At 68.7% G+C, this 26,848-nt stretch carries 19 protein-coding genes and 1 pseudogene; 14 read left to right on the top strand and 6 right to left on the bottom strand.

Annotated features, from left to right (window positions below):
* Positions 1-51: 51 nt before the first annotated feature.
* Positions 52-1,383 carry a GAF domain-containing protein gene (locus ACWIDW_RS05080; RefSeq protein ID WP_454123493.1) on the bottom strand — a complete coding sequence of 444 codons (1,332 nt, stop codon included), beginning with the start codon at positions 1,381-1,383 and terminating at the stop codon, positions 52-54.
* Between the two features lie 81 nt (positions 1,384-1,464).
* A complete protein-coding gene (locus ACWIDW_RS05075) occupies positions 1,465-2,763 on the bottom strand; it encodes a glycosyltransferase (RefSeq protein WP_454123491.1) in 1,299 nt (432 codons plus the stop codon).
* Between the two features lie 61 nt (positions 2,764-2,824).
* On the opposite strand from ACWIDW_RS05075, the gene ACWIDW_RS05070 reads away from it, so the two are divergent.
* The gene (locus ACWIDW_RS05070) at positions 2,825-3,460 is read left to right on the top strand and encodes a TetR/AcrR family transcriptional regulator (protein WP_454123489.1); all 636 of its coding nucleotides are present in this window, start codon (positions 2,825-2,827) and stop codon (positions 3,458-3,460) included.
* A gap of 140 nt (positions 3,461-3,600) precedes the next feature.
* On the opposite strand, the gene ACWIDW_RS05065 is transcribed toward ACWIDW_RS05070, so the two are convergent.
* Both ACWIDW_RS05065 and ACWIDW_RS05060 read right to left on the bottom strand, forming a co-directional pair.
* The gene (locus ACWIDW_RS05065) at positions 3,601-5,028 is read right to left on the bottom strand and encodes a CCA tRNA nucleotidyltransferase (RefSeq protein WP_454123488.1); all 1,428 of its coding nucleotides are present in this window, start codon (positions 5,026-5,028) and stop codon (positions 3,601-3,603) included.
* 104 nt (positions 5,029-5,132) lie between these two features.
* Positions 5,133-10,052, bottom strand: coding sequence for a metallophosphoesterase (locus tag ACWIDW_RS05060; RefSeq protein ID WP_454123487.1), 4,920 nt, complete (start codon positions 10,050-10,052; stop codon positions 5,133-5,135).
* Positions 10,053-10,429: 377 nt separating this feature from the next.
* On the opposite strand from ACWIDW_RS05060, the gene ACWIDW_RS05055 reads away from it, so the two are divergent.
* The 11 genes from ACWIDW_RS05055 (at position 10,430) to pilO (ending at position 22,535) form a co-directional block, all read left to right on the top strand.
* Positions 10,430-12,673 carry an ATPase, T2SS/T4P/T4SS family gene (locus tag ACWIDW_RS05055; RefSeq protein WP_454123486.1) on the top strand — a complete coding sequence of 748 codons (2,244 nt, stop codon included), beginning with the start codon at positions 10,430-10,432 and terminating at the stop codon, positions 12,671-12,673.
* A gap of 58 nt (positions 12,674-12,731) precedes the next feature.
* On the top strand, positions 12,732-14,396 hold the full coding sequence (locus ACWIDW_RS05050; protein WP_454123484.1) for a PilT/PilU family type 4a pilus ATPase: 1,665 nt from the start codon (positions 12,732-12,734) through the stop codon (positions 14,394-14,396).
* Between the two features lies 1 nt (position 14,397).
* A complete protein-coding gene (locus tag ACWIDW_RS05045; protein WP_454123482.1) occupies positions 14,398-15,639 on the top strand; it encodes a type II secretion system F family protein in 1,242 nt (413 codons plus the stop codon).
* 214 nt (positions 15,640-15,853) lie between these two features.
* Positions 15,854-16,324 (top strand): type IV pilin protein, encoded by a 471-nt coding sequence (locus tag ACWIDW_RS05040; protein ID WP_454123480.1) that lies wholly within the window; start codon positions 15,854-15,856, stop codon positions 16,322-16,324.
* 85 nt (positions 16,325-16,409) lie between these two features.
* Positions 16,410-17,036: a type IV pilus modification PilV family protein gene (locus ACWIDW_RS05035; protein ID WP_454123478.1), complete on the top strand. Its 627-nt coding sequence runs from the start codon at positions 16,410-16,412 to the stop codon at positions 17,034-17,036.
* Positions 17,021-17,698, top strand: a complete 678-nt coding sequence (locus tag ACWIDW_RS05030; RefSeq protein WP_454123476.1) for a PulJ/GspJ family protein — start codon at positions 17,021-17,023, stop codon at positions 17,696-17,698. The genes ACWIDW_RS05035 and ACWIDW_RS05030 overlap by 16 nt, the downstream gene beginning before the upstream one ends.
* The gene (locus ACWIDW_RS05025; RefSeq protein ID WP_454123474.1) at positions 17,695-19,230 is read left to right on the top strand and encodes a hypothetical protein; all 1,536 of its coding nucleotides are present in this window, start codon (positions 17,695-17,697) and stop codon (positions 19,228-19,230) included. The genes ACWIDW_RS05030 and ACWIDW_RS05025 overlap by 4 nt, the downstream gene beginning before the upstream one ends.
* The gene (locus ACWIDW_RS05020) at positions 19,227-20,042 is read left to right on the top strand and encodes a prepilin peptidase (RefSeq protein ID WP_454123472.1); all 816 of its coding nucleotides are present in this window, start codon (positions 19,227-19,229) and stop codon (positions 20,040-20,042) included. The genes ACWIDW_RS05025 and ACWIDW_RS05020 overlap by 4 nt, the downstream gene beginning before the upstream one ends.
* Before the next feature lie 45 nt (positions 20,043-20,087).
* Complete coding sequence (pilM, locus tag ACWIDW_RS05015; protein WP_454123470.1) at positions 20,088-21,119, top strand: type IV pilus assembly protein PilM; 1,032 nt, start codon at positions 20,088-20,090, stop codon at positions 21,117-21,119.
* Positions 21,116-21,964: a hypothetical protein gene (locus ACWIDW_RS05010; protein WP_454123469.1), complete on the top strand. Its 849-nt coding sequence runs from the start codon at positions 21,116-21,118 to the stop codon at positions 21,962-21,964. The genes pilM and ACWIDW_RS05010 overlap by 4 nt, the downstream gene beginning before the upstream one ends.
* A gap of 4 nt (positions 21,965-21,968) precedes the next feature.
* Complete coding sequence (pilO, locus tag ACWIDW_RS05005) at positions 21,969-22,535, top strand: type 4a pilus biogenesis protein PilO (protein ID WP_454123468.1); 567 nt, start codon at positions 21,969-21,971, stop codon at positions 22,533-22,535.
* 138 nt (positions 22,536-22,673) lie between these two features.
* Here pilO and ACWIDW_RS05000 read toward each other — a convergent pair whose 3' ends face one another.
* Entirely contained in the window at positions 22,674-22,952 is a 279-nt protein-coding gene (locus ACWIDW_RS05000; RefSeq protein ID WP_454123466.1) for a hypothetical protein, read from the bottom strand.
* Between the two features lie 81 nt (positions 22,953-23,033).
* On the opposite strand from ACWIDW_RS05000, the gene ACWIDW_RS04995 reads away from it, so the two are divergent.
* Positions 23,034-24,803 (top strand): alkaline phosphatase family protein, encoded by a 1,770-nt coding sequence (locus ACWIDW_RS04995; protein ID WP_454123464.1) that lies wholly within the window; start codon positions 23,034-23,036, stop codon positions 24,801-24,803.
* A gap of 83 nt (positions 24,804-24,886) precedes the next feature.
* On the opposite strand, the pseudogene ACWIDW_RS04990 reads toward ACWIDW_RS04995, so the two are convergent.
* Positions 24,887-25,012: pseudogene (locus tag ACWIDW_RS04990) on the bottom strand (flavin-dependent oxidoreductase); the annotation flags it as partial.
* A gap of 23 nt (positions 25,013-25,035) precedes the next feature.
* Between ACWIDW_RS04990 and ACWIDW_RS04985 the strand changes: the two are divergent.
* Entirely contained in the window at positions 25,036-26,667 is a 1,632-nt protein-coding gene (locus tag ACWIDW_RS04985; protein ID WP_454123462.1) for a recombinase family protein, read from the top strand.
* Positions 26,668-26,848: the final 181 nt, after the last annotated feature.

Here is a 26,848-nt window from a genome sequence, read left to right as displayed (position 1 = left end):
GTAGGTGGCGTCAGGTTGCGCCCCCGTGCGCAACGTTGCAGTCGGTTGCGGTCACTCGACGTCGAGACGCTCGATCCGCGCGACGAGACCCGAGCGTCTCGGCGAGCGGGCGGGAAGCATCTCGAGGGCGAGGCGCAGCGCCTCGGCGTCATTCTGCCCCTCGGGGATCTCGGCGTACGCGAGCAGCACGTCGAGACTGGCCTCGCTGACCATCACCTCGTGCAGGGCCGCGCGCACCGTCTCGCGGAACTCCTCGACGCCGGGTGATGCCGACTCGGGCAGCACCGCACCCGGATAGGCGCTGAGCGCGACGCGGTGCGCACCGCGGTCGAGCAGCGAGAGCACGTTCTGCGCGTCGGTCTCGAGCGGTGCGGTCAGCCGATACGGCCGGGACTGCGGCGCGAGGTCTGGCGAGACCCGCTCGAGCACTTTGCGCAGACGCACCATCTCGGGCCGTAGGGTGTCGGGGGACGCGCCCTCGCCGTAGACGAGCTCGCTGAGCCGCTCGGCCGACAGGCCCTGTCGGTGCACGGCGAGCATGAGCAGGATCTCGGCGTGCCTGGCGCTGAGCTCGATCGTCGTCTCCCCATCGGCGGAGTCGACCTCGAGGCGGGCGCGGTCGCGTGCCAGCACCTGCAGGCGCGCGTGCCTGGTGTCACGCGGCGAGCGGCGCGGCGATCGTTCCGAGCCGCGGGGTGCCTCGCTGCGTGCCCGCAGGCGCGCGACGAGCAGTTCGGATTCGACGGCTCGCGCCGTGGCATCCACCAGCATCCGGGCCTGCGGTGTGACGGCCTCGGCCCCGCCGGTCACGTCGATCACCCCGAGGATGCGGCGGGTCTCGGGGTCGAACACGGGGGCCGCCGTGCACGACCACGGCTGCACGAGTCGGTTGTAGTGCTCGGCGTGGTGGATCTGCACCGACTCGCCGACGGCGAGCGCCGTGCCGGGGGCGGAGGTGCCGACGGTCTGCTCGGACCAGTTCGCGCCCGCGACGAATCCCATCTCGCCCGAGAGCACGCGCTGTCGAAGGTCGCCCTCGACCCACAGCAGCCGGCCGGCGTGGTCGCCGACCGCGACGACGACTCCCGAGTCCTCGGCGCTGCCCGGCAGCAGCAGCGAGCGGATGAGATCCATCACCCCGGCGAGCGGATGCCCGGTGCGGTACGCCTCCAGGGCATCGTGGCCGAAATCGAGCGGCGGCAGTCCCTCGGCGCCCACGCGCCCCTGCCAGGCACGCTCCCACGATGCCCGCACGAGCGGGCGCACCTGCTGCAGGCGGCGATCGTCGAGGTTCCCGGCGACGAGCTCTTCGTGTGCGCGCTCGATGAGAAGGCGCGAGACCTCCGGGGAGGCGTCACGCGATGACGACCAGGGGGACGGCACGCTGGCTCCGATCGGCGCTGATGGGTGTGCCCAGTGTATGTGTGCGCGACCTGTTCGGTCACGCGTTTCACCGCACCCGGATCAGGTGAGGGCGGTGCGCTGGATCGTGCTCGCGTCGATGACCTCGTCGAGCGTCCGCCAGGGATCGGCGGCGCGCAGGGCGTGACCGATCTGCGCGGCGGTCGCCCGGAATGCGGGCTCGTTCAGCACGCGGTGCACGGCGTCCCGGATCTTCGGCGCATCGGCCGTCTGCGTGCGCAGGTCGATCCCCGCTCCCGACCAGCCGACCCTCGCGCAGACCTCGACCTTGTCTTCGGTTCGTCCTGCTACGACCAGTGGGATGCCGTGCCGCAGCGCCTGCTGAACACCGCCATAGCCGCCGTTGGTCACCATGGCGTCGACCTTGGGCAGCAGCTGATCGTACGGAAGGTACTCGGCTACTCGGGCGTTCGCCGGCAGATCGGATGCCAGGTCTCCGAGGGCACGCCCCCCGGTGGATGCGACGACGAGCACATCGCTGTCGCGCAGCGCCTCGAGGGTCGGCAGCACGAGCTGCGAGAAGTCGCGGTTCGCGATGGTTCCCTGGGTCACGTGCACGACGGGTGTGCCGGCGTCGAGATCGCTCCACCACTCCGGCAGAGCGGGAGTGGAGATCACGGCGGGAATCGCTCCGGCGTAGTGCACCGTCGGGGGCAGATCCGATCGGGGGTATTCGAACTCGGGAACGGTGAACTGGATGTAGGCGTCGGCTCGCCCGGCCCAGTCGAGGACGAACCCTCCGAGGCCACGACCTGTCTCGCGAGCGGCGAGCCGATCGGCCTCCCGCTGCACGCGGCGGAAGATCAGCCGCTCCGCGATGGTCCGCAGCGCGGCGTTGCGCAGTCGCCCAAGGGGACCGGCCATCGGCGTGACGCCGAGGCCGAACGGCGCCGTATCGCGACTGCGGACCCCGAGCGGGAAGATTCCGAGCGCGATCACCGGCGGCCGGTCGTGCCGAGGCAGCTGCTGCAGCAGAGCGGCGCCGAGGAAGAGGGGTTCGGCGAGCACGGTGTCGATGCGCTGCTCTGCCAGCACGGCGCGCACAGCGGCGAGCTGAGCGACTCCCGGCCTCACGAACAGATTGCTCATGTCGAAGCGCAGAGCTGCCGCTCCGGTCAGTCCCACGCGCTCCGGGAACGCGGCGTCGGCGTCGTCGAGGTCGATGTCGGCCGCAGCAGGAAGAGCGACGAACCGGGCTCCCGTGCTCGCGACTCGTTCGCCGTAGCGGGAACTGGTGAGGAACGTCACATCGTCACCGCGCTCGATGAGATGGCGAGCGATCTGCAGCAGCGGCATGACATGCCCGTGCGCCGGTGTGCAGGCGATGAGGTGGGTGGACATGGCACTCCTTCTCTAAGATCGATATACCGAGACAGTATTCATCTGCTTGCAAGGAAAGTCAATGACGGAATCGACCGCTCGCGTCTACCGCTCCGAACTCCGTGCCCGCCAGGCACGTGAGACGCGCGCCCGGATCATCGCCGCGGCCGGGGAGCTGTTCGCCCGACAGGGGTACCAGGCGACCACCATCGCCGCGATCGCGCGCGCGGCCGGCGTCTCCGGTGAGACCGTCAAGACGGCCGCCTCGAAGGCCGAACTGCTGATCGCGGCGTTCGAGGTGACGTTCTCGGGATACGAGGGCGCCGAATCGCTCACGGACACGGATGTCGCCGCCGGCGTGCTGGAGCTGCCCGACGATGTGTTCCTCGACGCCGTGCTGGCTCAGATCACCGACGCGAACGCACGCGGGCATCGGCTGTGGACGGTGCTGCTGGGCGCAGCCCTGTCGGATGAGCGGGTGGACGAGGTGCTCACGCAGATCCTGCATCGTCGCGCCGACGACTACCGACGCCTGGTCGACGAACTCATCGCCCGCGGTCTGGCCGCCCCGAAGGCCGCCCCCCAGGCGACCGCTGCGACGCTGTCGTTCCTGCTCTCGCCCGAGAGCTATCAGCAGCTTGTCGCACAGTCGGGATGGGACGCCGACACCTATATGCAGTGGCTGCGTGGGGCCGTCGCGGCCGAGCTCGCCCGCTGACCCCCGCCCGCGCAGCGCCGCGCGCGCGGGCGGCGCCGAGACTTCCGTTCCAGCACGAGACCTGCCTGTGTAAGCCCTGTCTCGTGCTGCAAGCCAAGTCTCGCGACGGAGATTGCGAAAACGTGGCAAAGCCGCGCAGCTCAGCCGCGAGCAGCCCACCACTCGCGCAGACGCTGCTCGGCGGCATCCGGGCCGATCACTCCCTCGTCGAGCCGCACCTCGAGCAGGAACCGGTACGCCTCGCCGACCTCGCGGCCCGGCGCGATGCCGAGGATCTGCTGGATCTGATTGCCGTCGAGTTCGGGGCGGATGCTGTCGAGCTGCTCCTGCTCGCGCAGCTCGACGATGCGCCGCTCGATGTCGTCATAGGCGGAGGCGAGGCGAGCCGCCTTGCGCCTGTTGCGGGTGGTGACGTCGGCGCGCACGAGGATGTGCAGGCGCTCGATCACGTCACCGGCGTCGCGCACGTACCGTCGCACCGCGCTGTCGGTCCACGCGCCCTCGGCGTAACCGAAGAAGCGCAGATGCAGCTCGATGAGCTTGGCGACCGCATCGATCGTGCCGCCGTCGAAGCGCAGCGCCTGCAGGCGCTTGCGCGCCATGCGCGCACCGACGACGTCGTGGTGGTGGAAAGTGACCCCTCCCCCGCTCTCGAGCTTGCGGGTGCGCGGCTTGCCGATGTCGTGCAGCAGCGCGGCCAGGCGCAGCGGCACGTCGGGGGCGGAATCGGGGTTGCGCGCCTTCTCGAGGTCGATCGCCTGACGCACCACCGTGAGCGAGTGCTCGTAGACGTCTTTGTGGTGGTGGTGCTCGTCGACCTCGAGCCGCAGCGCGCTCACCTCAGGCAAGAACTCCTCGATGAGCCCGCTCTCGACCAGCACCCGGATGCCGCGGATCGGGTCGTCGGTCTGCATCAGCCGCACGAGCTCGCCCTGCACGCGCTCGGGACTGACGATCGTCAGCGTCTCGCGCAGCTTCTCGATGGCGGCGAAGGTGGCGTCATCGATCGCGAAGTCGAGCTGGGCACTGAAGCGCGCCGCGCGCAGCATCCGCAGCGGGTCGTCGCCGAAGCTGATCTCGGGATCGATCGGGGTGCGCAGGATGCCCGAGACGAGGTCTTCGACGCCGCCCGTCGGATCGATCAGCTTGACGGCCGGAACCTGCAGTGCCATCGCGTTGACGGTGAAGTCGCGCCGCAGCAGGTCGCCCTCGATGGTGTCGCCGAACTCGACGACCGGCTTGCGGGTGACGCCGTCGTAGCTGTCGGCGCGGTACGTGGTGATCTCGACCTGCTCGCCCCGAACGCGCGCGCCGATGGTGCCGAAGGCGCGGCCGATGTCCCACTGAGTGCTCGAGATCGGCGTGACGATGCGGAGGATTTCGTCGGGGCGGGCGTTCGTCGTGAAGTCGAGGTCGTGCGTCTCACGGCCCAGCAGCGCGTCGCGCACCGGGCCGCCGACGACGGCGAGGTCGAAGCCCGCATCGGCGAAGGCGGTCGCGAGCGCGGCGACGACGGGATTCGCGGCGAGCGCGCCGAGTCGGGACAGTCCCTCGGCCATATTGAGCATGGATTCAAGGGTACCGGGGTGGCACCGGCGACCCGGGTCAGCACATCCGGGCTGAGCACGAAGACCTCGCCGGCCTGCGCCGACGAGGTCTTCGTGCTCAGCAGTCAGTCGCGGGGTCGTCGGCCGCGGAACAGGATGCCGCCGGCGACGAGCGCGAGCACCGCGATGATGCCGAGGCCGATCGTCCATGTGCCCGACGCTCCGGTGGTCGCGAGCGGGTTGCCGAGACCGGCCACGGTCGGGTTCTCGCCACCGTCCGAACCGTCGGCGCCCGATCCACTCGAACCGTCAGCGCCTCCCGAGCCTCCGCCACCCGAGCCTCCGTCTCCACCGTCGCCGCCGGAGCCGCCACCGGGGCCGCCCTCGTCGGGGTCGGTCGTCGCTTTGCCGTCGACGGTGAACGAGCGCACCTCGGTGCTCTCGGCACCGCCGAACGGGCCGGTGGTGCGCACGTACCAGCCGTGCTCACCGGCATCCAGCCCTGCCCAGGAGACCGCCGTCTGCTCACCGCTCACCACGTCCTGGACGCAGTCGATGACGTTGGTGGTGAGGATGTCGGCGCGGAACGCGTCGGTCGACAGCACCTTCGTCACCGGCGCGATGCCGCCGGCGGCGTATGGGATCTCGAACTCCTGCATACCGGCCGGGTTGTTCAGCGACGCGTCGTCGGAGTCGAAGTCGTCGAGCGACGGCGAGTACGTGCGCACGATGATCCGGCCCTGCTCGTTGTCGAAGTGCAGCAGGCGCAGGTATCCCTGGCCGCCCTCAGGAAGACCCTGGTAGTCGAACAGCATCGAGTAGACCGTCCGGTCGGCCGCTCCGTCTCCGTCGTCATCGAACTCGTCGAGCCGCGTGTACGCGTCGTGATAGTGGCCGGAGCCCACCGAGATCACATTCGCGTTGGGCGCCACGACCTCGTCGTAGATGCGCTGCGGGAACGGCCCGAGCCCACCCGTCGTGAGCATGTACTCGTGCAGGTTGATCATGACCTTGCGCTCGGGGTACTGCCGGATCACCGAGTTCATCCACGCGATGTCCTCGGAGTTCGAGGCCTCGTCGTTGGGGTCGGGCCAGCCCATGTACATCATGAGCATGTCGATCCCGCCGGCGGTCACGAGGTCGTAGTGGCCGCGGTTGTCCTTGTACGACCCGCCGTACCAGGGATTCTCGGCGAAGCGCGCCTCGCCGAAGGTGGCGCTGTACGCGGTGTAGTCGCCGTCCCAGTGACCGACGTCGTGGTTGCCCGCCAGCACGCCGTACGGGATGCCTGCGTCGTCGAGCTTGCGGTACGCCTCGTCGGCGTTCTTCCACTGGTGCGGCTGATCATAGTTGTCGACGATGTCGCCGGTGTGCGTCACGTACTGCAGGTTGAGCGCGTCTCGCTGCGCGACGAGGAAGTCGTTCATCTTCACCTGATGCTGGTACCAGATGTCCGAGCCGCCGCTGCCGCCCAGATCTCCCTCGTTGCGGTTGTAGTACTGCGTGTCAGACAGCCACCCGAAGGTGAAGTCGTACTGATCGCGAGGTGTCGCACCGGGATGGAACGGCGTCGTCTGGGAGTCGCGCGCACTGGTGTCGCTGCCCGCCCAGCCCTCGGAGTGCTGCACCAGCAGAGTCAGCTCCCCGTTCTTCGCGTGCCCGTCGACGGCGACCTCCGCGTCCAGCGAGAAGGAGGTGGGCGCCCCTCCGGTGGTCACGTGACGGTCGATCTCGCGCCACGACCCGTCTGTCTTCTGCACGTAGAGCAGCACCTTGGCGTCCGCGTTCGATGACCCCTCCCATGCCACCCGCACCTGCGCATCGGCACCGACACGAGCCGGGACCCGCACGGTGAACAGCTGGTATGGCATGGCGGTGTCCGAGCTCTCGGCGACCTCGATTCCGTCGAGGTGGGCGATGCGCGCCAGCTGGTCTTCGCTGAGCGGCCTCGCCTCGGTGCGGTCGGTCGAGCGCGAGTTCGACGTCGCGCCCGACCAGACCCGCACCGCGCTATCAAGCGGCGTGTACGAGTACCCCTCGGCGAAGCACAGCTCCAGACGGTCGTCGACCTGGGAACCGGGACGCGCGACCAGGTCGACCTCGTCGCCGGTAAGCTCGGCGCCGTCGTCGGGGCTGATCAGCTGCGTGCGCGGCTTCTCATCGGCCGTCGAGAACGCAGTCGTGCTCGTCGAGACGTTGCCCACCGCGTCCTTCGCCGTGATGACGGCCGTGTGGTCGCCAGGCGACAGCGCGAGCGAAGATGTCGCCAGCGGCAGCGTGATCTCCTTCTCGTCGAGCACGGCCGTCACCGATTCGAAACCCGACCCGGTGTCGGTGACCGTCGCGTCGATAGTGAACTCGCCGCGGTACTGGCGCCCGTCCACGAGCGTGGCGTCGATCTGGGGGGCCGTGTTGTCGACGAGCACCGTGCGGGTCGCGGTCCGGGCATCCGGCGCCTCGGCGCGAGCCGCGTCGTTCGACTCGACAGCGGTGACGACGTGCTCGCCGTCAGCGACGGTCGTGGTGTCCCACAGGGTGGAGACCGAGTCGAAGGCGTCGTCGGGGATGGTGAACGTCGCGAGGAAGTACACCAGGTTCGCGTCGCTGAAGTTGATCCGCTCGGTCGAGGTGGTGGGGCATGCCCGCGCCGTCGGCTCCTGCCCCTCGCCGGCTCCCGCGCAGGACGTCGGTCGCAGCACTCGTCCGTCGGGCAGCACCAGACGCGGGTTCATCGCCGTGTAGTCGTCGTTGTTCTCGTTCGGGTCGGGCTGCGGCCAGGCCTTCGTGCCGGCGTAAACGCCGAGGGTCAGCTGCTCGCCGCGCACCACCTCCTGCACGGGAACCTCGGCGTCGACCGTGACGATGCGGTCGTAATAGCCCTCGTCGAACACCGTGAGCACGGTGTCGCCGAGCTTGAGCCCGTTGCGGAAGAAGGCGTCGGTGCTCGTCGCCTCGATGGCGAATCGGGGTGCGCGCTCGAGCGAGGCAGTCGTCTCGCCGACCGGCTCACCATCGATCGACAGGGACAAGGATGCCGGATCGCCGTCGGTCGTCGCGACGACGGGGGTCTGCCCGCCGACGTACTGCTCCTCGGCGAGATTGAGCCGCACGGGTTCATCGGCACTGTCGTCGAGCGTGAGACGCACCGGCCCGAGCGTGACGGTCTGGCTGCCGTCACCCGCGGTGACGGAGTACTCCAGCCATCGCTTGCCGTAGACGTCGACCGACGGGATGCCGTAGACGTAGCGGCCGGCGGTGGTGAAGGTGAGCTCGCGCGTCTCGGTGGCGCCCAGATCGTCGGTCAGTGTCACGGTCACCCGCCGTACGAGCACGTCGTCGGCGATGTCGAAACCGAGCTCTACCCCCTCACCGCCAGGCAGCTCCGAGCCCCCGGTGAGGTCGACGATCGTCGGCGCCGTGCCGGCGGCGGGGTACGGCACGTAGGAATCCGCGACCTGTCCTTCGCTCACGGCACCCGGGGTGGGCGTCGCAAGGCCCAGCATCGTCTGGCCGGTGCCGGCGGGATCTGCCGGAACCCACAGGGCGCCGCTGACGTCAGCGGGGTTCCAGCCGTACTGGATCGCCGTGGAGGCGGTGGTCTGCGCGTCGTCGAAGTAGTACGCGCGGGAGATGTCGTGCCCGCTCTTCGTGCTCAGCTGCAGCCCTCGTGATCCGCCGTTGGCCATGCCTCCGGATGCGATGGTCAGGATGCTCTCGCCGAGCACCAGCTCGGTGCCGAAGGCAGCGTTGAAGTCGGCCACCGTGTATCCGGCGCTCAGCACCGCAGGGTTCTGGATCCACAGCACGAGCGTCTCGCCCGGGGCGATGGCGGGTTCACCCGGCCCAGCCGGCCACAGCGTGGACGCGTTCGTCGTCGGCCCGGTCAGCGCGTTGTCGGTCGTGAGATAGCTGAGCGCGTAGTCGCCGAAGCCGACGGGCGCGTCCGAGGCGTTGTACACCTCGATGAACTCGAACGCGTCGGAGCCCGCGACGTTCGCCGTGTCGGGAGCGACCTCGGTGATCTGCAGGATCGGGCCCGTCGCGTCAGGGTCGGTGGGCTTCGGGGCGGGAATCAGCTCGCTGGTGACCTGATCGATCGTGATCGACCCCGGGGTCGGTGCTGCGGCCGCGCCGGTCGGGTCGAAGTCGACCAGGCGTGCGTCGGTCGAGCCGATCTGGTTCGGCACGGCGAACTGCGCGTTCCACGGGGTCGAGCTCACGCCGTCATCGGCGGGAACCCAGGCGCGCGTGAGGGGAGCGCCCTCGGCATCCGTCAAGCTGAAACCGCGCGACCCGCTGTTCGCGAACCCACCCTGCGGGCCGAAGCGCAGCACCTGCACCGTCTCGGACACGCCGTAGAACGCGCGGAACTGCTCTTTCGTCAGGCTGCGGCGCGTGTCGCCATCGGCGTAGTTCATCCACAGCACCGCGGTGCCGCCGGCGGGGATGACAGCCGGGCTGTCGCCCTCGCCGTCGAGGTGGATCAGCGGCTGCGCGGTGCCGGCGTTCCACTGGCTCGTGTGGTACCTGATCTGCAAACCCTCGGCGGTGAGGTCGATGGGCTCGGCAGTCGTGTTCGTGACCTCGACGAACTCATAGGTGTCGGCACCGACGTTGTCACCGTTGATCTCGGTGATCAGCAGCGGCGAGTGCTCAGCCGCGTTGCCGCTCTCGCCGGTGGCGGGCGCGTCGTCGGATGCCGCGGGCGTGGCGTCTTCGGTGCTCGGAGCGATCTCTACGGGATCAGGCTCGGAGGGGGCCGGTTCTGCATGGCCGGCTTCTGCCGTCGGGGAGGACGACGGATCCGGAGCAGGGGTCACCGTCTCTTCGGGCGCGGCGGACGCCTCCGGGGGCGAGGTCTGCTGCGGGGCGGTGGGCTCGGGCTGCGGGGCGGCAGTGCTGTTCTCGGGTGCCGGCGTCGAGGCGCCGTCTGCGGCGTACGCGGCCGGTGCCATCTGCGGAACGGCACCGGACACCAGCGCGGTGGCGACGACCACCGCAGCGAGCGCTCCGGCTCCGGCACGGCGGAGTGAGGAGTGGGGCATGGAGAAAGAACCTCTTCAGGAAGGGAGACGGCGAATGCCGTTTCTCTTCGTAGTCATCCGATGTGTCGCCCAGGTGTCTGGATGCCTGCTTCTTCGACGGCTGTGTGAACCCTCAGTGAACTCCGGCCCGCCGCAGATGGGCGAAGACCCCGAACGCCGCGCCGGCCCCGACACGTCGTCTTGAGCAGATCCTCAGGCTAAGCAGTTGCCCGCCTGAGCAGATCCTGCGACAACTCCAGCACCATTACGAGAGGAATGCAGTGGCGCATCGCTTCACCCGGGCGACGCTCTCGGTCACACTCCCCGTTTCGGAGGATGTCTGCGAGGCGCAGCGGCTGACAGTCACCGCTGAAGAACTGGATATTGGGGAGGGGACCATGACGATGTTTCGTCATGCACGGTTCGAGGACGGAGAAGGGCCGGACTCGCTCGGCTCGCTCAGCGAGCCCTCGACCGATGCAGGCCCGCTCACCCTGCAGTCCGCCGCGACCTCCGAAGCCATCTGGCACGCGCTTCTCACCGGCGCTCCCGTCGATCAGGTCGCCGGTCAGCGACCGGCCGCCGCCGACGAGCCGCTGTCGCGCCGCTCGCGCCGTCGCGCCGAGCGCCAGCGGCTCGCGACCGAGCAGCTGCTCACGGCCGGGCAGCTCGACGCGCCGGCCGCCCAGGAGCGGCGCACCTCCCCCGATCCGGATGCCACTGCCGCACTCGACGCGGAGCCGGATGCCCTCGCCGCAGCGGCGGATGCAGAGGAGCCGCCCGCGGACGCGACGCCCGCAGAAGGGGCGGCGGCACAGACCGTGCCCACCGTGAAGGCGACCGCGGAGTCCCCGTCCGGATACACGCCCGCCGCGCACGACAGCCTGCTGCCGCCTGCCAGCACGCTGCCGCCCGCCAGCGACAGCACGTTCGCGCTGCTGCAGGAGTTCGCGGCCGACGAGCGCACGACCGTCGCCGTGCCGCCGGCGACGCACGCGCTGCCCGGCGCAGACGACGACGCGCCGGAGTCCGATCCCGAGCCTCAGGCCGAACCCGAGCCGGCGTCGCCCGCCGAACCCGAGCAGGAGGCGGAACCTGCCACACCGCGCGAGCGCGCGGTCGCGCTGGCCCAGCGGTTCGGGCTCGCGTTCGTCGATCTCACCGAGTTCGCCGTCGAGCTGTCGGTGGTCACGCTGATCCCCGACCAGCTGTGCCGCCGCCACGTCGCGCTGCCCATCTCGCGCATCGGGGAGCGGATCATGGTGGCCGTCGCCGACCCCGCGAACGTCATCGTGCTCGACGACGTGGCCGCCGTGCTGCAGACTCCCGTCATCCCGGTGGTCGCCGAAGCCGAGGCGATCCTCGCCGCCATCGACCGCTACCACCGCGTCGACTCCGAGCTGGAAGAGCTGACGTCGGCCTTCGAGGGCGGCGAGAGCGACAGCGACCTGTGGAGCCAGGACGTCGACGCCGCCAGCGACGAAGCCCCGATCATCCGGTTCGTGAACCTGATCATCAGCCAGGCGATCACCGACCGCGCCTCCGACATCCACATCGAGCCCACGCGCGACGAGCTGCGGGTGCGCTATCGCATCGACGGCGTGCTCGTCGCCGTGCAGAGCGTGCCGCGCTCGATGATCGCCGGTGTGATCAGCCGCCTGAAGGTCATGGCCGAGCTCGACATCGGCGAGCGCCGTCGCCCGCAGGACGGCCGGATCACGGTGGTGCACAGCGGTCGCAGCGTCGACCTGCGCGTCGCCACCCTGCCCACGGTGTGGGGCGAGAAGGTGGTCGCCCGTGTGCTCGACGCACCGGTCGCCAGCCTGCAGCTCAGCGACCTGTCGATGCTCGATCGCAACATGGACGTCTACCGCAAGAGCTTCACCAAGCCCTACGGCATGATCCTCGTCACCGGGCCGACCGGGTCGGGTAAGTCGACCACGCTCTACACGACGCTCGCTGCGATTTCGAAGCCGACGGTGAACGTCATCACCGTCGAAGACCCGGTCGAGTACCGCATGGCCGGCATCAACCAGGTGCAGGTGAACCCTCGCGCCGGCTTGACGTTCGCGTCGGCGCTGCGCTCGATCCTGCGCTCCGACCCCGACGTGATCCTGCTCGGTGAGATCCGTGACGAGGAGACGGCGAAGATCGCCATCGAGTCGTCGCTCACCGGCCACCTCGTGCTCTCGACCCTGCACACCAACGACGCCCCGAGCTCGGTCACCCGGCTGATCGAGATGGGCGTCGAGCCGTTCCTCGTCGGGTCGGCGCTGGATGCCGTGGTCGCCCAGCGACTGGCGCGTCGCCTCTGCGCGCGGTGCAAGACCGAGTCCGTCGCCACCGAGGTCGAGATGCGGATGGTGGGCGGGCTGCTCGATCCGCGCCAGGAGCCGCCGACCGTGTTCCGGCCCGCCGGATGCTCGCAGTGCTCGAACACGGGCTATCGCGGACGCGTCGCGCTGCACGAGGTGATGGCCGTGGACGACGAGATCGAACGTCTCGCCTCGGCGAACGCCCCGACCGCTCAGATCACCGCGCATGCCGAGGCCGCCGGCATGACACGACTGCGGATGGACGGCTGGGCGAAGGTGCTGCTCGGGCACACCTCGATCGAGGAAGTGCTGCGGGTCACCGTATGACCGGCCCGCGCGACTCCCTCCGCTCCGACATGACTTCCTTTCACGAGAGGGCAACACCGTGAACCACGACGATGGGACGACTCCCGTTGCGACGTCACCGCGTTTCGACGCGCTCCTCGGGGGCGTCGACGTCGACCCCGAGCTGCGCTCGTTCCTCGACGGGGTCGCCGGGGTCACGCTGCCGGGCGGCGCCCCCGCTGCGCAGCCGACGCGGCGCAGTCGTGCGATGACCGGCGCGATGCCGGTGATCGAGTCGCCCTTCGACGAGCCGGTGCTCACTCCGGCTGAGCTGTCCGAACCCGTGCTCGCTCCCGTCGAACCCGTGCTCGCTCCCGTCGAACCCGTGCTCGCTCCCGTCGAGCTGACGGTGCCGATCGTGACCGCACCGGCCGAGACGGCTGCGACCGCGCCCGCGCCGACTGTGCCGCTGCCGACGGCGCCCGCACCGGTATCCGTCGCGCCCGTTCCGGTTTTCGCGGGCGACCTCCTGCCCGACTTCAGTCGCGCCACGGCGAAGCCGGTGCGCGAGTCGCGCGCGGCCGACGTCGAGCGCGTCATCCGCGCCGAGATCCCGGATGCTGATCCCGAGTTCATCCGCTCGATCGCGTCGATCATCGACGACGGCGCCTCCGACCTGCACCTGGTCGCCGAGTCGACGCCCGTGGTGCGCATCGATGGTCAGCTGCGCTCGGTCTCGGGCACGTCGATCTGGGATCGCGACCGCATCCGCCGGGTCATCGAGAGCTTCGTGCCCGCCGAGCAGATGCAGGTGTTCCACCGCGAACTCGAGCTCGACCTCGCCTATTCGGTGGGCGACATCGCCCGCTTCCGGGTGAACATCTTCCAAGACCAGCGCGGACTGGGTGCGGCGCTGCGCATCATCCCCACCGAGATCAAGTCGGTCGGTCAGCTCGGGCTGCCGCGCGAGCTCGTCGAGCTCGCCAACCTGCCGCGCGGGCTGGTGCTCGTGTGCGGCCCGACCGGGTCGGGCAAGTCGACCACGCTCGCCGCGATCATCGACAAGGCGAACAGCACCCGCGCCTCGCACATCGTCACCGTCGAGGATCCGATCGAGTTCCTGCATCACCACAAGCGCGGCATCATCAACCAGCGCGAGGTGGGCGCCGACACACGCAGCTTCTCGGACGCCCTCAAGCACGCACTGCGTCAGGACCCCGACATCATCCTCGTCGGCGAGATGCGCGACCTCGAGACCATCTCGACCGCCCTCACCGCCGCCGAGACCGGCCACCTCGTCTTCGCGACCCTGCACACGCAGGATGCCGGGCAGACGATCGACCGTGTGATCGACGTGTACCCCGCGCACCAACAGGCGCAGGTGCGCACGCAGCTTGCGGCGACGCTGCGCGCGGTGATCGTGCAGACCCTCATCCCGCGGGCGGGCGGCACCGGCCGCGCGGTGGCGACCGAGGTGATGTTCGCCAACCCGGCGATCCAGAGCCTGATCCGCGCGGGGAAGACGCACCAGCTGCGCACCGCCCTGCAGGCCGGAAACGACATCGGCATGCACACCCTCGACCAGGATCTCGCGCGCCTGGTGCTGGCCGGCGAGATCGAGTACGGCGCGGCCGTCGAACTCGCGCAGGACGTCACCGAGTTCGATCAGATGGTGCGCAACCGCGGCATCAGTCGCGCCGCGGCCGGCGATCTCACCCCCGAAGGCGTGCGCCAGAGCACCGCCGGAACGACGGGAGCGCACTGAGATGGCCGCGACGCAGACACCGCAGTGGACGTACCGCGGCATGGGAAGCGACGGCAAGGCCGTGAAGGGCGTGCTCGAGGCGCCCTCTGAGGCCGCGGCGATCCAGCAGCTGAAAGCCCGCGGCGTGTTCCCCGACAAGCTCGCCGCGAAGGGCGGCGGCACGGGCCTGCAGCGCGAGATCACCATCCCGGGCCTCGAGCGCAACCCGAAGCTGAAGGACCTGGCGATCCTCACGCGGCAGATGTCGACGATGGTCAGCTCCGGTGTGTCGATCCTGCGGGCCATGACGATCGTGCAGGCGCAGACCGAGAACCCCAAGCTCAAGCGCACGGTGGCCGAGGTGGCCAGCCGGGTCGAGGGCGGCACGGCACTGTCGCTCGCGCTCGAGGAGTTTCCGCTGATCTTCCCGCCGATCATGGTGCACCTGATCCGCGCCGGCGAGACCGGCGGGTTCCTGGATCGCTCGCTGATCATGGTGGCCGACAACTTCGAAGCCGAGACCAAGCTGCGCGCCAAGGTGAAGTCGGCGCTCACCTACCCCATCGTGGTGCTCATCATCGCGGTGGTCGCGGTCGCCGCCATGCTCGTGTTCATCGTCCCCGTGTTCGAGAACATGTTCACGGATCTCGGCGGCCAGCTGCCCGGGCCGACGCAGATGCTCGTCGACCTCTCGCACGCCATGCCGATCGTGCTGCCGATCCTCGTCGTCGCCCTGATCGCGTTCTCGATGTGGTGGTGGCGGGCGAAGAACACGCCCGCCGTGCGGCAGATCGTCGACCCGTTGAAGCTGAAGGTGCCGGTGTTCGGCAAGCTCAACTCGAAGATCGCGCTGACGCGCTTCGCGCGCAACTTCTCGACCATGCTCGCGTCGGGCGTGCCGATTCTGCAGTCGCTGAGCATCGTCGGGGCGACCGCCGACAACCAGGTGATCACGAATGCGCTGGAAGAGGTGGCGGATGCCGTGCGGCAGGGCCGCCCCATCGCCGAGGCTCTGTCGGGGGCCGACGTGTTCCCCGACATGATGGTGCAGATGATCGGGATCGGCGAGGAGTCGGGCGCGATCGACACCATGCTCGAGAAGACGGCGAACTTCTACGACGACGAAGTCGAGACCATGAGCTCGCAGCTGACCGCGCTGCTCGAGCCGCTGATGATCGTGTTCATGGGCGGTCTGCTCGGTTACATGATTGTCGCCCTCTACATGCCCATGTTCATGATCTTCCAGCAGATCCAGTCGATGTGACCCGGGCGCGGAGACCCGAATCTCCGCGCCGCCCGACGCGCGTGTCTCGCGAATGAGCAGGCGCTGATCGGCGTGCCCTCCCCAAATCGAGAATTGCGCAACAACCAGGGTTTTCTTTGCAGAAACCTTGCACTTCATCAGTAGTGTCAAAGCGTCGGGACCACCCACCTCGACGCCTCATCACTTTCAGTCCCGACCCCAGATAAGGAACACCATGAACAAGGCAATCGCCAACGTCCTCAAGAAGCGTCAGGACGGCGAAAAGGGCTTCACGCTCATCGAGCTGCTCGTCGTCGTCATCATCATCGGCATCCTCGCCGCCGTCGCCATCCCCGTCTTCCTGAACATGCGCCAGGGCGCGTGGAAGGCGTCCGTGGAGAGCGACGTCACCAACGCCGTTCTCGTCGTCGAGCAGGCAACAACCGCCAACAATGGCAGCGCCAGCGGCCTCTCCCAGACGACGCCGGCTACGCCTGCACGCGGAACCGCCTACAAGCTGGGCACCACAGCCAAGCCTGACATCGTGGAGGGCACAGTCTCTGCGGGCAACCTGGTGACGTTCACCTTCCCGACGGCCAAGGACGGCGCCTACACGATCGTGGGCGACAACGAGAACATCACGAACGAGAAGTACACGTACAACAGCTCAACCGGCAAGGGCACCTGGAGCAAGGTGACGCCGTAAGCGCAGATTCCTGACAGTGGTTGCGCCTGCACGGTTCGCCGTGCAGGCGCAACCCTTCTCCCCCATCCGACCGAGAGGAGCTGACGTGTCCGATCCCGCCGCACGCGACGACGAGGGTTTCACGCTCATCGAGGTCATCATCGCGGTCGTCCTGCTGCTCGGCGTCGCCGTCGCCCTGGGCGCCTTCGCCATGCAGGGGCTGCGCCTCGCAGCCGATCAGCAGCGCGCGCAGCTCGCTGTCTCGGTGGCCTCGGCCCGCATGGACGAGGTACAGCGGCTCACCGGCTCGAACGCACAGCTCGCGACGCTCGTCTCCGGGCGCCGTGCCGCGGCCGTGACCGCCGCGTTTCACGCATCCGCCGGTATCACCGGTGTCTCGACCACATACCCGGCCTCGACGAGCTCCGGCGCGACGGCCGTCATCCCGATCACCCAGACCGTGCGCCGCAGCGGAACTGACTTCCACTCCACGGTGCTCATCGGAACCTGCTATCAGCCGATCGCCGGCGGTGACTGCACGAAGATCGCCGGCCAGACCACCGACCCCGAAGCGGCCTCGCCGCCCGCGCCGACCCCGAAGACTCTCAGCCGCATGGTTCGCGTGATCGTGATCGTGCAGTACGACAGTGTCTGCGGCGGATCGGACTCGTGCGCGTTCACCACCTCCGCGCTGTTCGACACGAAGGGTGACGTGCCGTGGATCGCGTACTGACCTCGCGCCGCCTGCGTGCGGGGCGCGCACAGCACCGCCGCGACGCCGAATCCGGCCACACGCTCGTCGAGCTCACCGTCGCGATGACCGTCTTCTCGGTCTTCCTCGCCCTGTTCATCGGGGCCGTCGTCGCCGTCTCGCGGGCATCGACCGAGGCGCGTGTCGACGCGCAGACCTCGAGCGCCGCCGGCATCGCCCTGCAGCGCATCGAGCGCTCGGCGCGCTACGCCGATGCCATCAACCAGCCGGGAGCGGTGGGCACCGCCGCCTACGTCGAATGGCGCACCGACGCCGTCTCGTCGTCGACCGATGTCACCACCTGCACGCAGCTGCGCTACCGCGCTGACGACGGCACCATCGCCCTGCGCAGCTGGCCCGCGACCCAATCGCCGTCGACCGGAAAGTGGAGCGTCATCATGCGCGATGTGATCGGCACGGCCACCACGACCTACCCCTTCGCCACGATGGTCGCCGCTGCCGGAGTGAGCAACTACCAGGGCCTGACCGTGCACATTCGCGCCGGCCTCGACGACCGCGCCGGATCCGAGGCGATGACCACCATCTACGCCAAGAACAGCTCGGTCGAATCGCCCTCGAACACCGTCAACGCCGGGGGTCAGAGCACTACCCCGATCTGCGCAGGAAGCGGGTACCGCTCATGATGCGTCTGTACCACCTGCGCGCCGCGCGGCGGCGCCGTCACCTCGGTCGCGACGATGAGGGCTCCGCACTGCTGCTGACCGTCGTGTTCACCCTCTTCGCCGGTGGGATCATGCTCGTGCTGCTGTCGGTGCTGCTCTCGCAGATGCAAGCCATCCAGCTGGCGCAGAAGAACACGCGCACCGGCTACGCCGCGCAGGCCGGCATCCAGTCCACGCTCTCGACGCTGCGCTCGAACACCGAGAGCAAGGTCGTCGCGGGCACGGCCGCCGACTACGGCAATCCGTCGAAGCTTCCCCAAACGATCACGGGCAAGGTCGACGACGGTGACCTGGCCTACTCAGTGACCGTGAAGTACTACGCCGAAGATCCCACGAACAAGGACAGCACGTGGCTCGACGCGAACGAGCTGAAGTTCGCGGCAGGAACAAAGCCGCTGAAGCAACCGCGCTTCGCAAGGATCGTCTCCACGGGAAGCGACGCCGGCGCGGCCGCGGGCACGGCGATCAACCGCACCGTCACCGCGCTGTACACCTTCACAACCACGAACGTGAACATCCCCGGCGGCCGCATCAACAGCTCCGATGGAAACAGCTGCCTGAAGGCCGTCAACGACAAGATGGGCAGCCGCATCAACATGCGGCCCTCCGCCGAATGCACTGACGACAAGCTGAACCTGTGGGTCTACGACACCGACTACCGTCTCAAGCTCGCCAGCACCATCGGCAAGGCCACGACGCTGTGCATCACCGGGAAGAAGTGGTCCGGAGCGACCAGCGACGACGCAACACTCCAGCCGTGTGCAGAGGGGAAGCTGCAGAGCTCGGACGGCAACCAGCTGTGGAGCTGGGAGCCTCCGGGGTCGTGGGTGGGGCAGAACAAGGCGAACGACGCGCGCTCGAATCGCTGGCTCAGTCTCGAGAGCGGAAAGGTCGTCGAGAAGTCCTCCACGACCGGGCTGTTCAATCCGGCTCCGAGCGTCGGAGCCGGGGCAGCCAGCTACAACACGAACCAGATCGTGAACTACAGCGAGTTCGGACGCTGCATGGACGTCACCGACGAGCAGATCGGCAAGGCGTTCATGATCGTCTACCCGTGCAAGCAGGACCCGACCAAGTCGGGCGCGAACCTCAAGTGGAACCACAAGTGGTACTACTCCGAGCCGACTGGTGCCGCGACCACGAGCGCCGCGCAGAGCATCTCGGTCAAGCTGAACAACACGACGCCGTACTGCCTGACCACGAGCGGGGCGGCGAACACCGACGTGCACTTCAAGTCGTGCGACCCGGTCAATGTCGGATCGCTGAACAGCCAGCAGAAGTTCATCCGCAACGGCAACACCGGCAACACGCTCACCAGCTACACCTTCCAGCTCGCCGATGACCGCACCCGGTGCCTGGCGGCCGTACCCGAGTCGGGCTACGCCTGGTCGCACGTGCGACTCGTGCCGTGCAGCGGCTCCACCACCCAGAAGTGGAACGCGCCCGCACTGATCACCGGCTCGTCCCTCGGCGGCTACAAGGAGATCGGATGATCGCCGGCGTGCTGCCCGCGTGGGTGCCGATCGGGTTCGCCGCGGTGTTCGGCGCGCTGATCGGCTCGTTCCTCAACGTCGTCGTGTGGCGGGTGCCGCAGGGCCTCAGCATCGTGTCGCCGGGCAGCGCCTGCCCCCGGTGCGAGCGCCCGATCGCCTGGTACGACAACCTGCCGATCGTGTCGTGGCTGCTGCTGCGGGCGCGCTGCCGGCACTGCGCCGAGGGCATCAGCATCCGCTATCCGCTCGTCGAGGCCGCGACGGCCGTGCTCTTCACCGCCGTCGCGGCGGGCGCTGTCTTCGGCGACCTGCCGCCCGCGGTCGCCCCAGCGCTGCTGATCTGGGCTGCCGGCGGTCTCGCGCTGGCGCTGATCGACGTCGATCACCACCGCCTGCCGAACGTGATCACCCTGCCCGCCTATCCGATCACCGCGGTGTCGCTGCTCGCGGCGTCGTGGGTGACCGGCGAGTGGGGGCGGATGCTGCAGGCCACGATCGGCCTGATCGCGCTCGGCGGCATGTACCTGCTGCTCGCCCTCGCCTATCCGGCCGGGATGGGGCTGGGAGACGTGAAGCTGTCGGGCTCGCTCGGCATGCTGCTCGCCTGGCTCGGCTGGCCGCAACTCATCGTCGGCGGCTTCAGCGCCTTCGTCGTCGGCGGGGTGGTCGGCGTCGTGCTGATGCTCACCGGCCGAGCCGGCCGCAAGTCCGGCGTGCCGTTCGGTCCGTTCATGCTGCTCGGCGCCGTCATCGGCATCGCCGCCGGACCCACTCTCGCCGACCTCTACCTGAGCCTGACCGGACTCTCCTGACCCCGGCATCCCGACTTCTCCCCACCGAACCAGCTAAGGACCACCATGGCAGCCGTCGTCGCTCTCGATCTGAGTCGCCGCACCCTGCGCGGCGTGCAGATCGACGCTCCGTACACCGCTCGACCCAAGATCACCCGTTTCGCCGCCGTCGACCTGCCCGAGGGCACGGTGTTCGACGGCGAGATCGTGGATGAGCGCCGCGGCATCGCCGCACTCAAAGACCTGTGGCGCAGCGGCGGCTTCACGACCAAGAAGGTCGCCCTCGCGCTCGGCAACCGCAAGGTCGTCGTGCGCGAGGTCGCTCTGCCCGAACTCGCCGGCAACCGCGCCGCGCTGCGCTTCGCCGTCGAGGGCCAGGTGCCGATCGACCTCGACGACGCCGTGCTCGACTTCCTGCCGCTGCGCCCCGCCGCCGACGGCAGCGCGAAGCAGGAGGGCCTGCTGGTGGCCACCGCCCGCAGCAGCCTCGAGTCGACCGTCAACGTGATCGAGCGCTCCGGCCGGTTCGTCGACGCCATCGACTTCGCCGGGTTCTCGCTGCTGCGCATCCTGCCCGGCACCCCCGGGCAGGCACAGGCCATCATCAACGTGGGCGCGTCGAGCACGACGGTCGTCATCGCGAACGGCACCACCCCGGAGTTCGTGCGCATGGTGCCGAGCGGTGGCGACGACATCACCCGCAGCATCGAGCGCGCCCTGGGCATCGACTTCGCGGAGGCCGAGCACGACAAGATCAGCCGCGGCCTGCAGGGCGGAGCGACCAACCCTCGCGACATCGAGGCCGAGACCGTGCTGCGCGAGAACGTCGCGGCGCTGATCGACAGCATCCGCAACACCCTGAACTTCTACGTCGGGGCGCACCCCGACACGCCGATCGCACGCGTGCTGCTCACCGGCGGCGGCAGCCGCCTGATCGGACTGGCACCGGTGCTCAGCCGGGCGCTCGGCGTGCCGACCGAGCACGCCGATCCGCTGGCCGCGTTCGCGCTCGGCAGGGGCGTGCGCGAATCGGGTGTGGACCGGTGGGCGCTCGAGCTCGCCGCCAGCATGGGAGCCACCGTGGGAGAGAGACGATGATGGCGACGATCGAGAAGACGCGGACGATCTCGAAGACGCGGAAGAAGGATGCCGCTGCGGCGCCCGCGCGACGCCGCGGGGGTGGTGTGCAGCCGGCGCTCATCGCGCGCGTCGACCTGCTGCCGCCGAGCGTCGAGGTGCGCCGCCGGCAGAGCGCCACCCTGCGTCTGCTCGGCCTGGGGCTGGCCGGGCTGCTGCTGATCTCGGTGACCGGCAGCTTCGCCGTGTCGTTCTTCGCCGGCTCCGCCGAGCAGCGGCTCGCCGACGAGCAGGCGCGCAGCGTGCAGCTGGTCGAAGAGCAGCAGCAGTACACCGAGGTGCAGGCCATCACGGCCCAGCTCGCCGACTACGAGTCGGCGGAGCTCTCGGCGCTGTTCGCCGAGACGGACTGGCCGCGGCTGATGCGCGAGCTCGACGCCGCACTGCCCGCCGGCGTCGTGCTGAGCTCGGAAGCGGTGACGATCAAGGGCCTGTCCACCGCATCCGACAGCCCCGTCGACGAGGTCGGGCTCGACGCGCCCGGTGTGATCGAGATCACCTTCACCGCCACCGCCGACGTCTTCGAGACCTCGAGCCCGCTGCTGGGCGCGCTGCAGTCGCTCACCGGCTACTCGAGCGCCACGGTCACCGCGGTCTCGGGCGGCGGCGAAGACGGCTACGTCATCACCGGCGTGGTGCACCTCACCGCCGCTGCCCTCGGCGGCACCGAGCGCGGCGGCCGACTCGACCCCGAGAAGCTGACGGCGCTGCGCCAGGCGCTGGAGACGGCCGTGACCGCTCCTCCCGCTGCTGCGGAGAGCACGGACGACGAGACCGCCGACGACACGGCAGCGACCCAGGAGTAAGCACATGGACAAGTACCGCCTGAGTCTCATCGTCATCGGCGTGCTCGCCGCCGGCATCCTGCTCGGAGCCTTCTTCGTCGGCGTGCAGCCGCAGCTCGACCGCATCGGTCGTGCCGAGACGCAGACCGCCGCCGCCGTGCAGCAGAACACCGTGCAGGAGGCCAGGAACGCCGCCCTCGCCGCCGACAACGAGCGCATCGACGAGTATCGCGGCACGCTCGAGACCAACCGCACGCAGATCCCCGCAGACCGCGCCCAGCAGCCGATGATCGACCAGATCCACGCCGCCGCCGCAGCGGCCGGAGTGACCGTCACGACGCTGACCTCCGAGGCTCCCGTGTCGTACACGGCTCCCACCGGGGTCGATCTGGCGCCACCCGCCAGCGGCACCCTCGTGCAGGTGCCCGTCACCCTCAGCGCCTCGGGCGATCGCGCGGCGCTCGAGCAGTTCGCCGCGAATGTGCAGCGCTCCGCGCGGATCTTCACGGTGACCGGAAGCCAGTACTCCGGTCCTGATGAGCCCACCCTCACGCTGTCCGGTGCGACCTGGGTGCTGAAGCCTGCGCAGTAGCCCTACCCGCTCGTTGTGCAACGCGCCGCATCCCTTCGGGGTGCGGCGCGTTGTGGTGTTCCGGGGCGGATGCTGCTGCGCAGGCCAGGTGGATCGGGCGGCAGCCGGGGCGGGCGCAGATGGCCAGCGCCCCGCGGGTCAGGTCGACAGATCGGTGGTGCCCGAGTACACGCTTCCCTGCGACGGGTCGGGGCTGTCGACCGTGTAGATCGTGCCGCTGGCGACGATGACCTTCTTCAGCTCGACGGTCTCGTACTGCACGACGGTCAGCTTCGCCACCGGCAGCGTCTGGAAGTAGTCGGTGGCACCGCTGGCCGGGTTGGTGATGAACCGCTGGTTCTCCCACGCTGGCGCGCCGGTTTCGGCATCCGTGGGGTGCGACGGGTTGGAAACGCCTTTCCGTTGTGTGTTTCCCACGATCGCCGCTCAGATCGGGTGCCCTTGTGACCGCTGCGCCGAGGCATTCCGCCGCTGACTTCACCCGCCTAGAATCACCTCGTGGCCGACGACGCACCACCACCCGCGCACGAACCCGCGGAGGAGCCCTCCCGGCGCGGCTTCCTCAAGATGAGCGGGGCCGCTCTCGCTGGCGCGGTCGTCGGCGGCGCAGGCGGAGCGGCGATCGGGGCGTCGCTGGTATCCCGGCACCGAGGCGGCTTCGCCAGCGAGCCCGACCCGTTCGCCGCCCTCGCCCCGCGCCGCGAGCCCGGGTTCGATCACATCGTGGTGCTGATGGGCGAGAACCGATCCTTCGACAACCTGCTCGGCTACCTGTACTCCGCCGAGAACCTGCCCGACGGCGAGACGTTCGAGGGGCTCGCTTTCGGGGCGCACAGCAACACGGCATCCGACGGCACGGTGGTCGCCGCGCACGTCTACACGGGAAACACCGACCGGATCATGAGCCTCCCCGATCCCGACCCGGGCGAGGAATACCCTCACGTGAACACCCAGATCTTCGGGACGGTCGATCCGAAGACCAACGCCGAGCTCTTCGTCGACCGGATGGCGGCGCCGTTCAACGCCCCGACTCACGGCGAGAAGGCGACCATGTCGGGCTTTCTCGAGGACTACCTGATCAACGTCCGGCGGCTGCGTCATGGCGCCGAGCCCACGCCCGAGGAAGCCGCGCACAGCATGGGCTCGTTCTCGCCCGACATGCTGCCTGTGCTGTCGACGCTCGCGTCCGAGTTCGCCGTCTTCGACCACTGGTACGCGGCGGTTCCGTCCCAGACGTTCTGCAACCGCTCGTTCTTCCACGCCTCCACCTCGCACGGCTTCGTCACCAATCAGGCCGGCGACGGCTATCTGAAGTGGCTGGAGGCGCCGGCCGCCCCCACGATCTTCAACCGGCTGGAGGAGAAGAGGCTCAGCTGGCGGATCTACATCGACCGCCTCCAGCTGGTCTCGTTCACCGGCATGCTGCACGCATCCGTGCTCGAGAAGTACTGGCGAACCGAGCACTTCGGCACGATGGAGGACTTCTACGCCGATGCGAAGAACGGCTCCCTGCCGGCGTACGCGTTCATCGAGCCGCGGATGGTCTACGACCACAACGACTTCCATCCGCCCTTCGGTGCGCTGCGCGAGAGCACCGCTGACGGCGAGGAGGTGTTCGACAGCGCCGTCTCCGACGTGCGCGCCGGCGACCGGCTCGTCCACGACGTCTACGAGGCGGTGCGCACGAGCGCGTCACCCGACGGCTCGAACGCCGTCAACACGCTGCTGCTGATCACGTTCGACGAGCACGGTGGATGCTTCGACCACGTGCCGCCTCCGCCGGCCACCCGGCCGACCGCCGACACGGGGCCTGGCGAGATGGGCTTCACCTTCGATCGTCTCGGATGCCGGGTGCCGGCCATCGCGGTGTCGGCGTACACCCGGCGCGGCACGATCATCCACGACGAGATGCATCACGGGTCGGTGACGGCCACGCTCAGCCGATTGCACGGGCTGCAGCCGCTCAACGACCGCGACGCCTCGGCGAACACACTGTTCACCGTCGTCAATCTCGAGCAGCCCCGGCATCCGGCCGATTGGCCCGTCACCTCTCCCGCGTACACGCCGCCGAATCCCGAGAGCACGGCGCCCGCGCCGGGCGAGGCCGCGAAGCTCAAGCCGCTCACGCAACCCGCTCGGGGGCTGCTGGGTCTGCTCATCGCCCGGTACGGCCGGCCCGACGAGCCGGAGCCCGAGACGTTCGCCGACGCTTACCGTCTGCTGCACGAGCACGGCGACGGGCTGTTCGGCCCGCCCGGCGGGTCGTGAGCGCCCGCTGAGCAACCACTTCCTGCACGAGGCTCGCGCTCAGCGCGCATGCCTCATGCGAGAAGTGGTTTCTCGCCCCGGCGTCAGGGAATCGGGTCGCCCTGCACGGGGCCCTCGGTGTTCGGCTTCCAGCCCAGCGCCGGCGCGACGTGCTCGGCGAACGCCTGCAGCACGTGCAGGTTGTACTCGGGACCGAGCTGATTCGGCATGCCTATTGATGTACATTCGAAAGATGGGTGAGGGCACGGGCAAGAGGGCAGCAATCTACGCCAGGATCAGCCGAGACAAGAAGGATGACGGCGACACCCTGGACGGTCAGATCGACCTATGCCGGAAGCTGGCTGACAAGTATGGGCTCGATGTTGTGGCCATCTACCGGGAACCTGATGGCACTGGAGCCTCAGAAAAGTCCACCGCAAAGAAGCGAGTGGAGTATGACAGGATGCTCGCCGCTGCTCGAAACCGCGAGTTCGAATATGTGCTTGCCTACGCTGATGACCGCTTGACACGACGGCCCATGGAGCTCGAAGTGTTGATCAAGCTCGTCGAGGATACCGGCCTCAAGATCCGCACGCATCGGGTAGAAAACTACGACCTATCTACCGGGCCCGGTGTGGTTAACGCTCGAATCATGAGCGCAATCGCTGCCAACGAAGCTCGGCTGATCTCCGAGCGACAGAGGCTCACCTTCGAGCGCCACGCATACGCTGGGAAGCCGAAGCGCCAGCGCCAGCGAGCTTTCGGGTGGGAAGAGAATGGCATCACTATCCGAGAGAGCGAAGCGGCCCTGATCCGTCAGGCCGTAGAGGACATCAAGGCTGGAGCATCCATCGCAAGCATCCAGCACAAATGGAACCACGCTGGGGTCCGAACCGCCGTCGATCCGGAGCAGTCCAAGAAGGAAGAGAAGCCTGACGGGCAATGGGAGTGGTCGGTGGTCTACCGCGTGCTCCTCGGCTGGAGAACGGCTGGCATCCGAACCCGGCACCGAGAGCCACTGAGAGGAGCTGATGGACAACTCGTGCGCGGCACCTGGGAACCGATCATCAGCTTGGAGGATCGGGAGCAGGCGCTCGCCATGCTCGGCAGGCTTTCCCGGAAGAAGCTGCGCACTGGGAGCTGGCCGCTCGCCGGCATTCTTCGCTGTGGTGAGTGCACCAAGCCGCTCTATGGTCAGCTGCCGTCAGGCACCCGGAGCAGAGCGATCTACGCCTGTAAGAAGGGCCATGTGGGGATCTCGGCGGGCCTCCTTGAGCAATACCTGATCAAGGAGAGCGTTCGCCGCGCCTACGAGGCGAGCAAGAAGCGGTCGGCTGATCGACCGAAGCCGAAGGTGGCTGAGGATTGGCCGAAGTTCGATGAGCTGCGCGAGAAGAGCCGCTTGATCGATGAGCTGATGGACGGGTACAAGGCGGGCAAACTCCCAGCGGCTATCGCCTTCGCTCAGGTCGACGAGCTGGACCGGGAGCGCAGCGATCTACAGAAGCAGCTCGATGCCTTCCTCGCTGTGCAGCCAGCACCCCAGAGCCCGCTGAGGAGGACCAGCGAAGTGCTCGAATGGCTCATGGAAATCCAGGGGCCGTTCCTCCGTGAGACGCCTGGTCAGCTCGAAGACGGGCAGAAGCCCGGGGAGAGTTTCGATCCCATCGACGAACGCGCTGCGAGCCCTGGACACCCCGAGGAATCCAAGGTCAAGAAGGAGCGTCCGCAAGAGCTGCCCTATGTGGCATCCCCCGAGGAGACGGAAGAACTCAATCGGCTCCTGCGGAGTGAGCTTGAGATGGTCGTGATCAAGAAGGGCAAGGCGGGGCGGCAGAGTGAGGCGCAGTTCAAGGCGCGGATCGATCCCGTCTGGCGGGACTGACCAGTCAGCACGCTGCACACATGAGCCCGGGGCATCCATGCCCCGGGCTTTGTCGTAGCTGCCTGCTCCTGCGTCCACCGCACTGAGGGCGAACGATCACACCGGCTACCCGGCTCGGGCGCTGAGATCGCCTCCCGTGGCCGGCATCGCTTCTCCACCGCATTGTAGATAGTCTACAAAA

This window comes from Microbacterium sp. NPDC055312, from assembly GCF_053645675.1.
This window is presented reverse-complemented; position numbering and strand designations above follow the sequence as displayed.

Bases quoted from the DNA above. Each gene is read 5' to 3' on its own strand.
- pilM (WP_454123470.1), top strand. From the start codon at position 20,088: ATGGCAGCCGTCGTCGCTCTCGATCTGAGTCGCCGCACCCTGCGCGGC.
- ACWIDW_RS05065 (WP_454123488.1), bottom strand. From the start codon at position 5,028: ATGCTCAATATGGCCGAGGGACTGTCCCGACTCGGCGCGCTCGCCGCG.
- pilO (WP_454123468.1), top strand. From the start codon at position 21,969: ATGGACAAGTACCGCCTGAGTCTCATCGTCATCGGCGTGCTCGCCGCC.
- ACWIDW_RS05045 (WP_454123482.1), top strand. From the start codon at position 14,398: ATGGCCGCGACGCAGACACCGCAGTGGACGTACCGCGGCATGGGAAGC.
- ACWIDW_RS05010 (WP_454123469.1), top strand. From the start codon at position 21,116: ATGATGGCGACGATCGAGAAGACGCGGACGATCTCGAAGACGCGGAAG.
- ACWIDW_RS05060 (WP_454123487.1), bottom strand. From the start codon at position 10,052: ATGCCCCACTCCTCACTCCGCCGTGCCGGAGCCGGAGCGCTCGCTGCG.
- ACWIDW_RS04985 (WP_454123462.1), top strand. From the start codon at position 25,036: ATGGGTGAGGGCACGGGCAAGAGGGCAGCAATCTACGCCAGGATCAGC.
- ACWIDW_RS05040 (WP_454123480.1), top strand. From the start codon at position 15,854: ATGAACAAGGCAATCGCCAACGTCCTCAAGAAGCGTCAGGACGGCGAA.
- ACWIDW_RS05055 (WP_454123486.1), top strand. From the start codon at position 10,430: ATGACGATGTTTCGTCATGCACGGTTCGAGGACGGAGAAGGGCCGGAC.
- ACWIDW_RS05020 (WP_454123472.1), top strand. From the start codon at position 19,227: ATGATCGCCGGCGTGCTGCCCGCGTGGGTGCCGATCGGGTTCGCCGCG.
- ACWIDW_RS05075 (WP_454123491.1), bottom strand. From the start codon at position 2,763: ATGTCCACCCACCTCATCGCCTGCACACCGGCGCACGGGCATGTCATG.
- ACWIDW_RS05070 (WP_454123489.1), top strand. From the start codon at position 2,825: ATGACGGAATCGACCGCTCGCGTCTACCGCTCCGAACTCCGTGCCCGC.
- ACWIDW_RS05025 (WP_454123474.1), top strand. From the start codon at position 17,695: ATGATGCGTCTGTACCACCTGCGCGCCGCGCGGCGGCGCCGTCACCTC.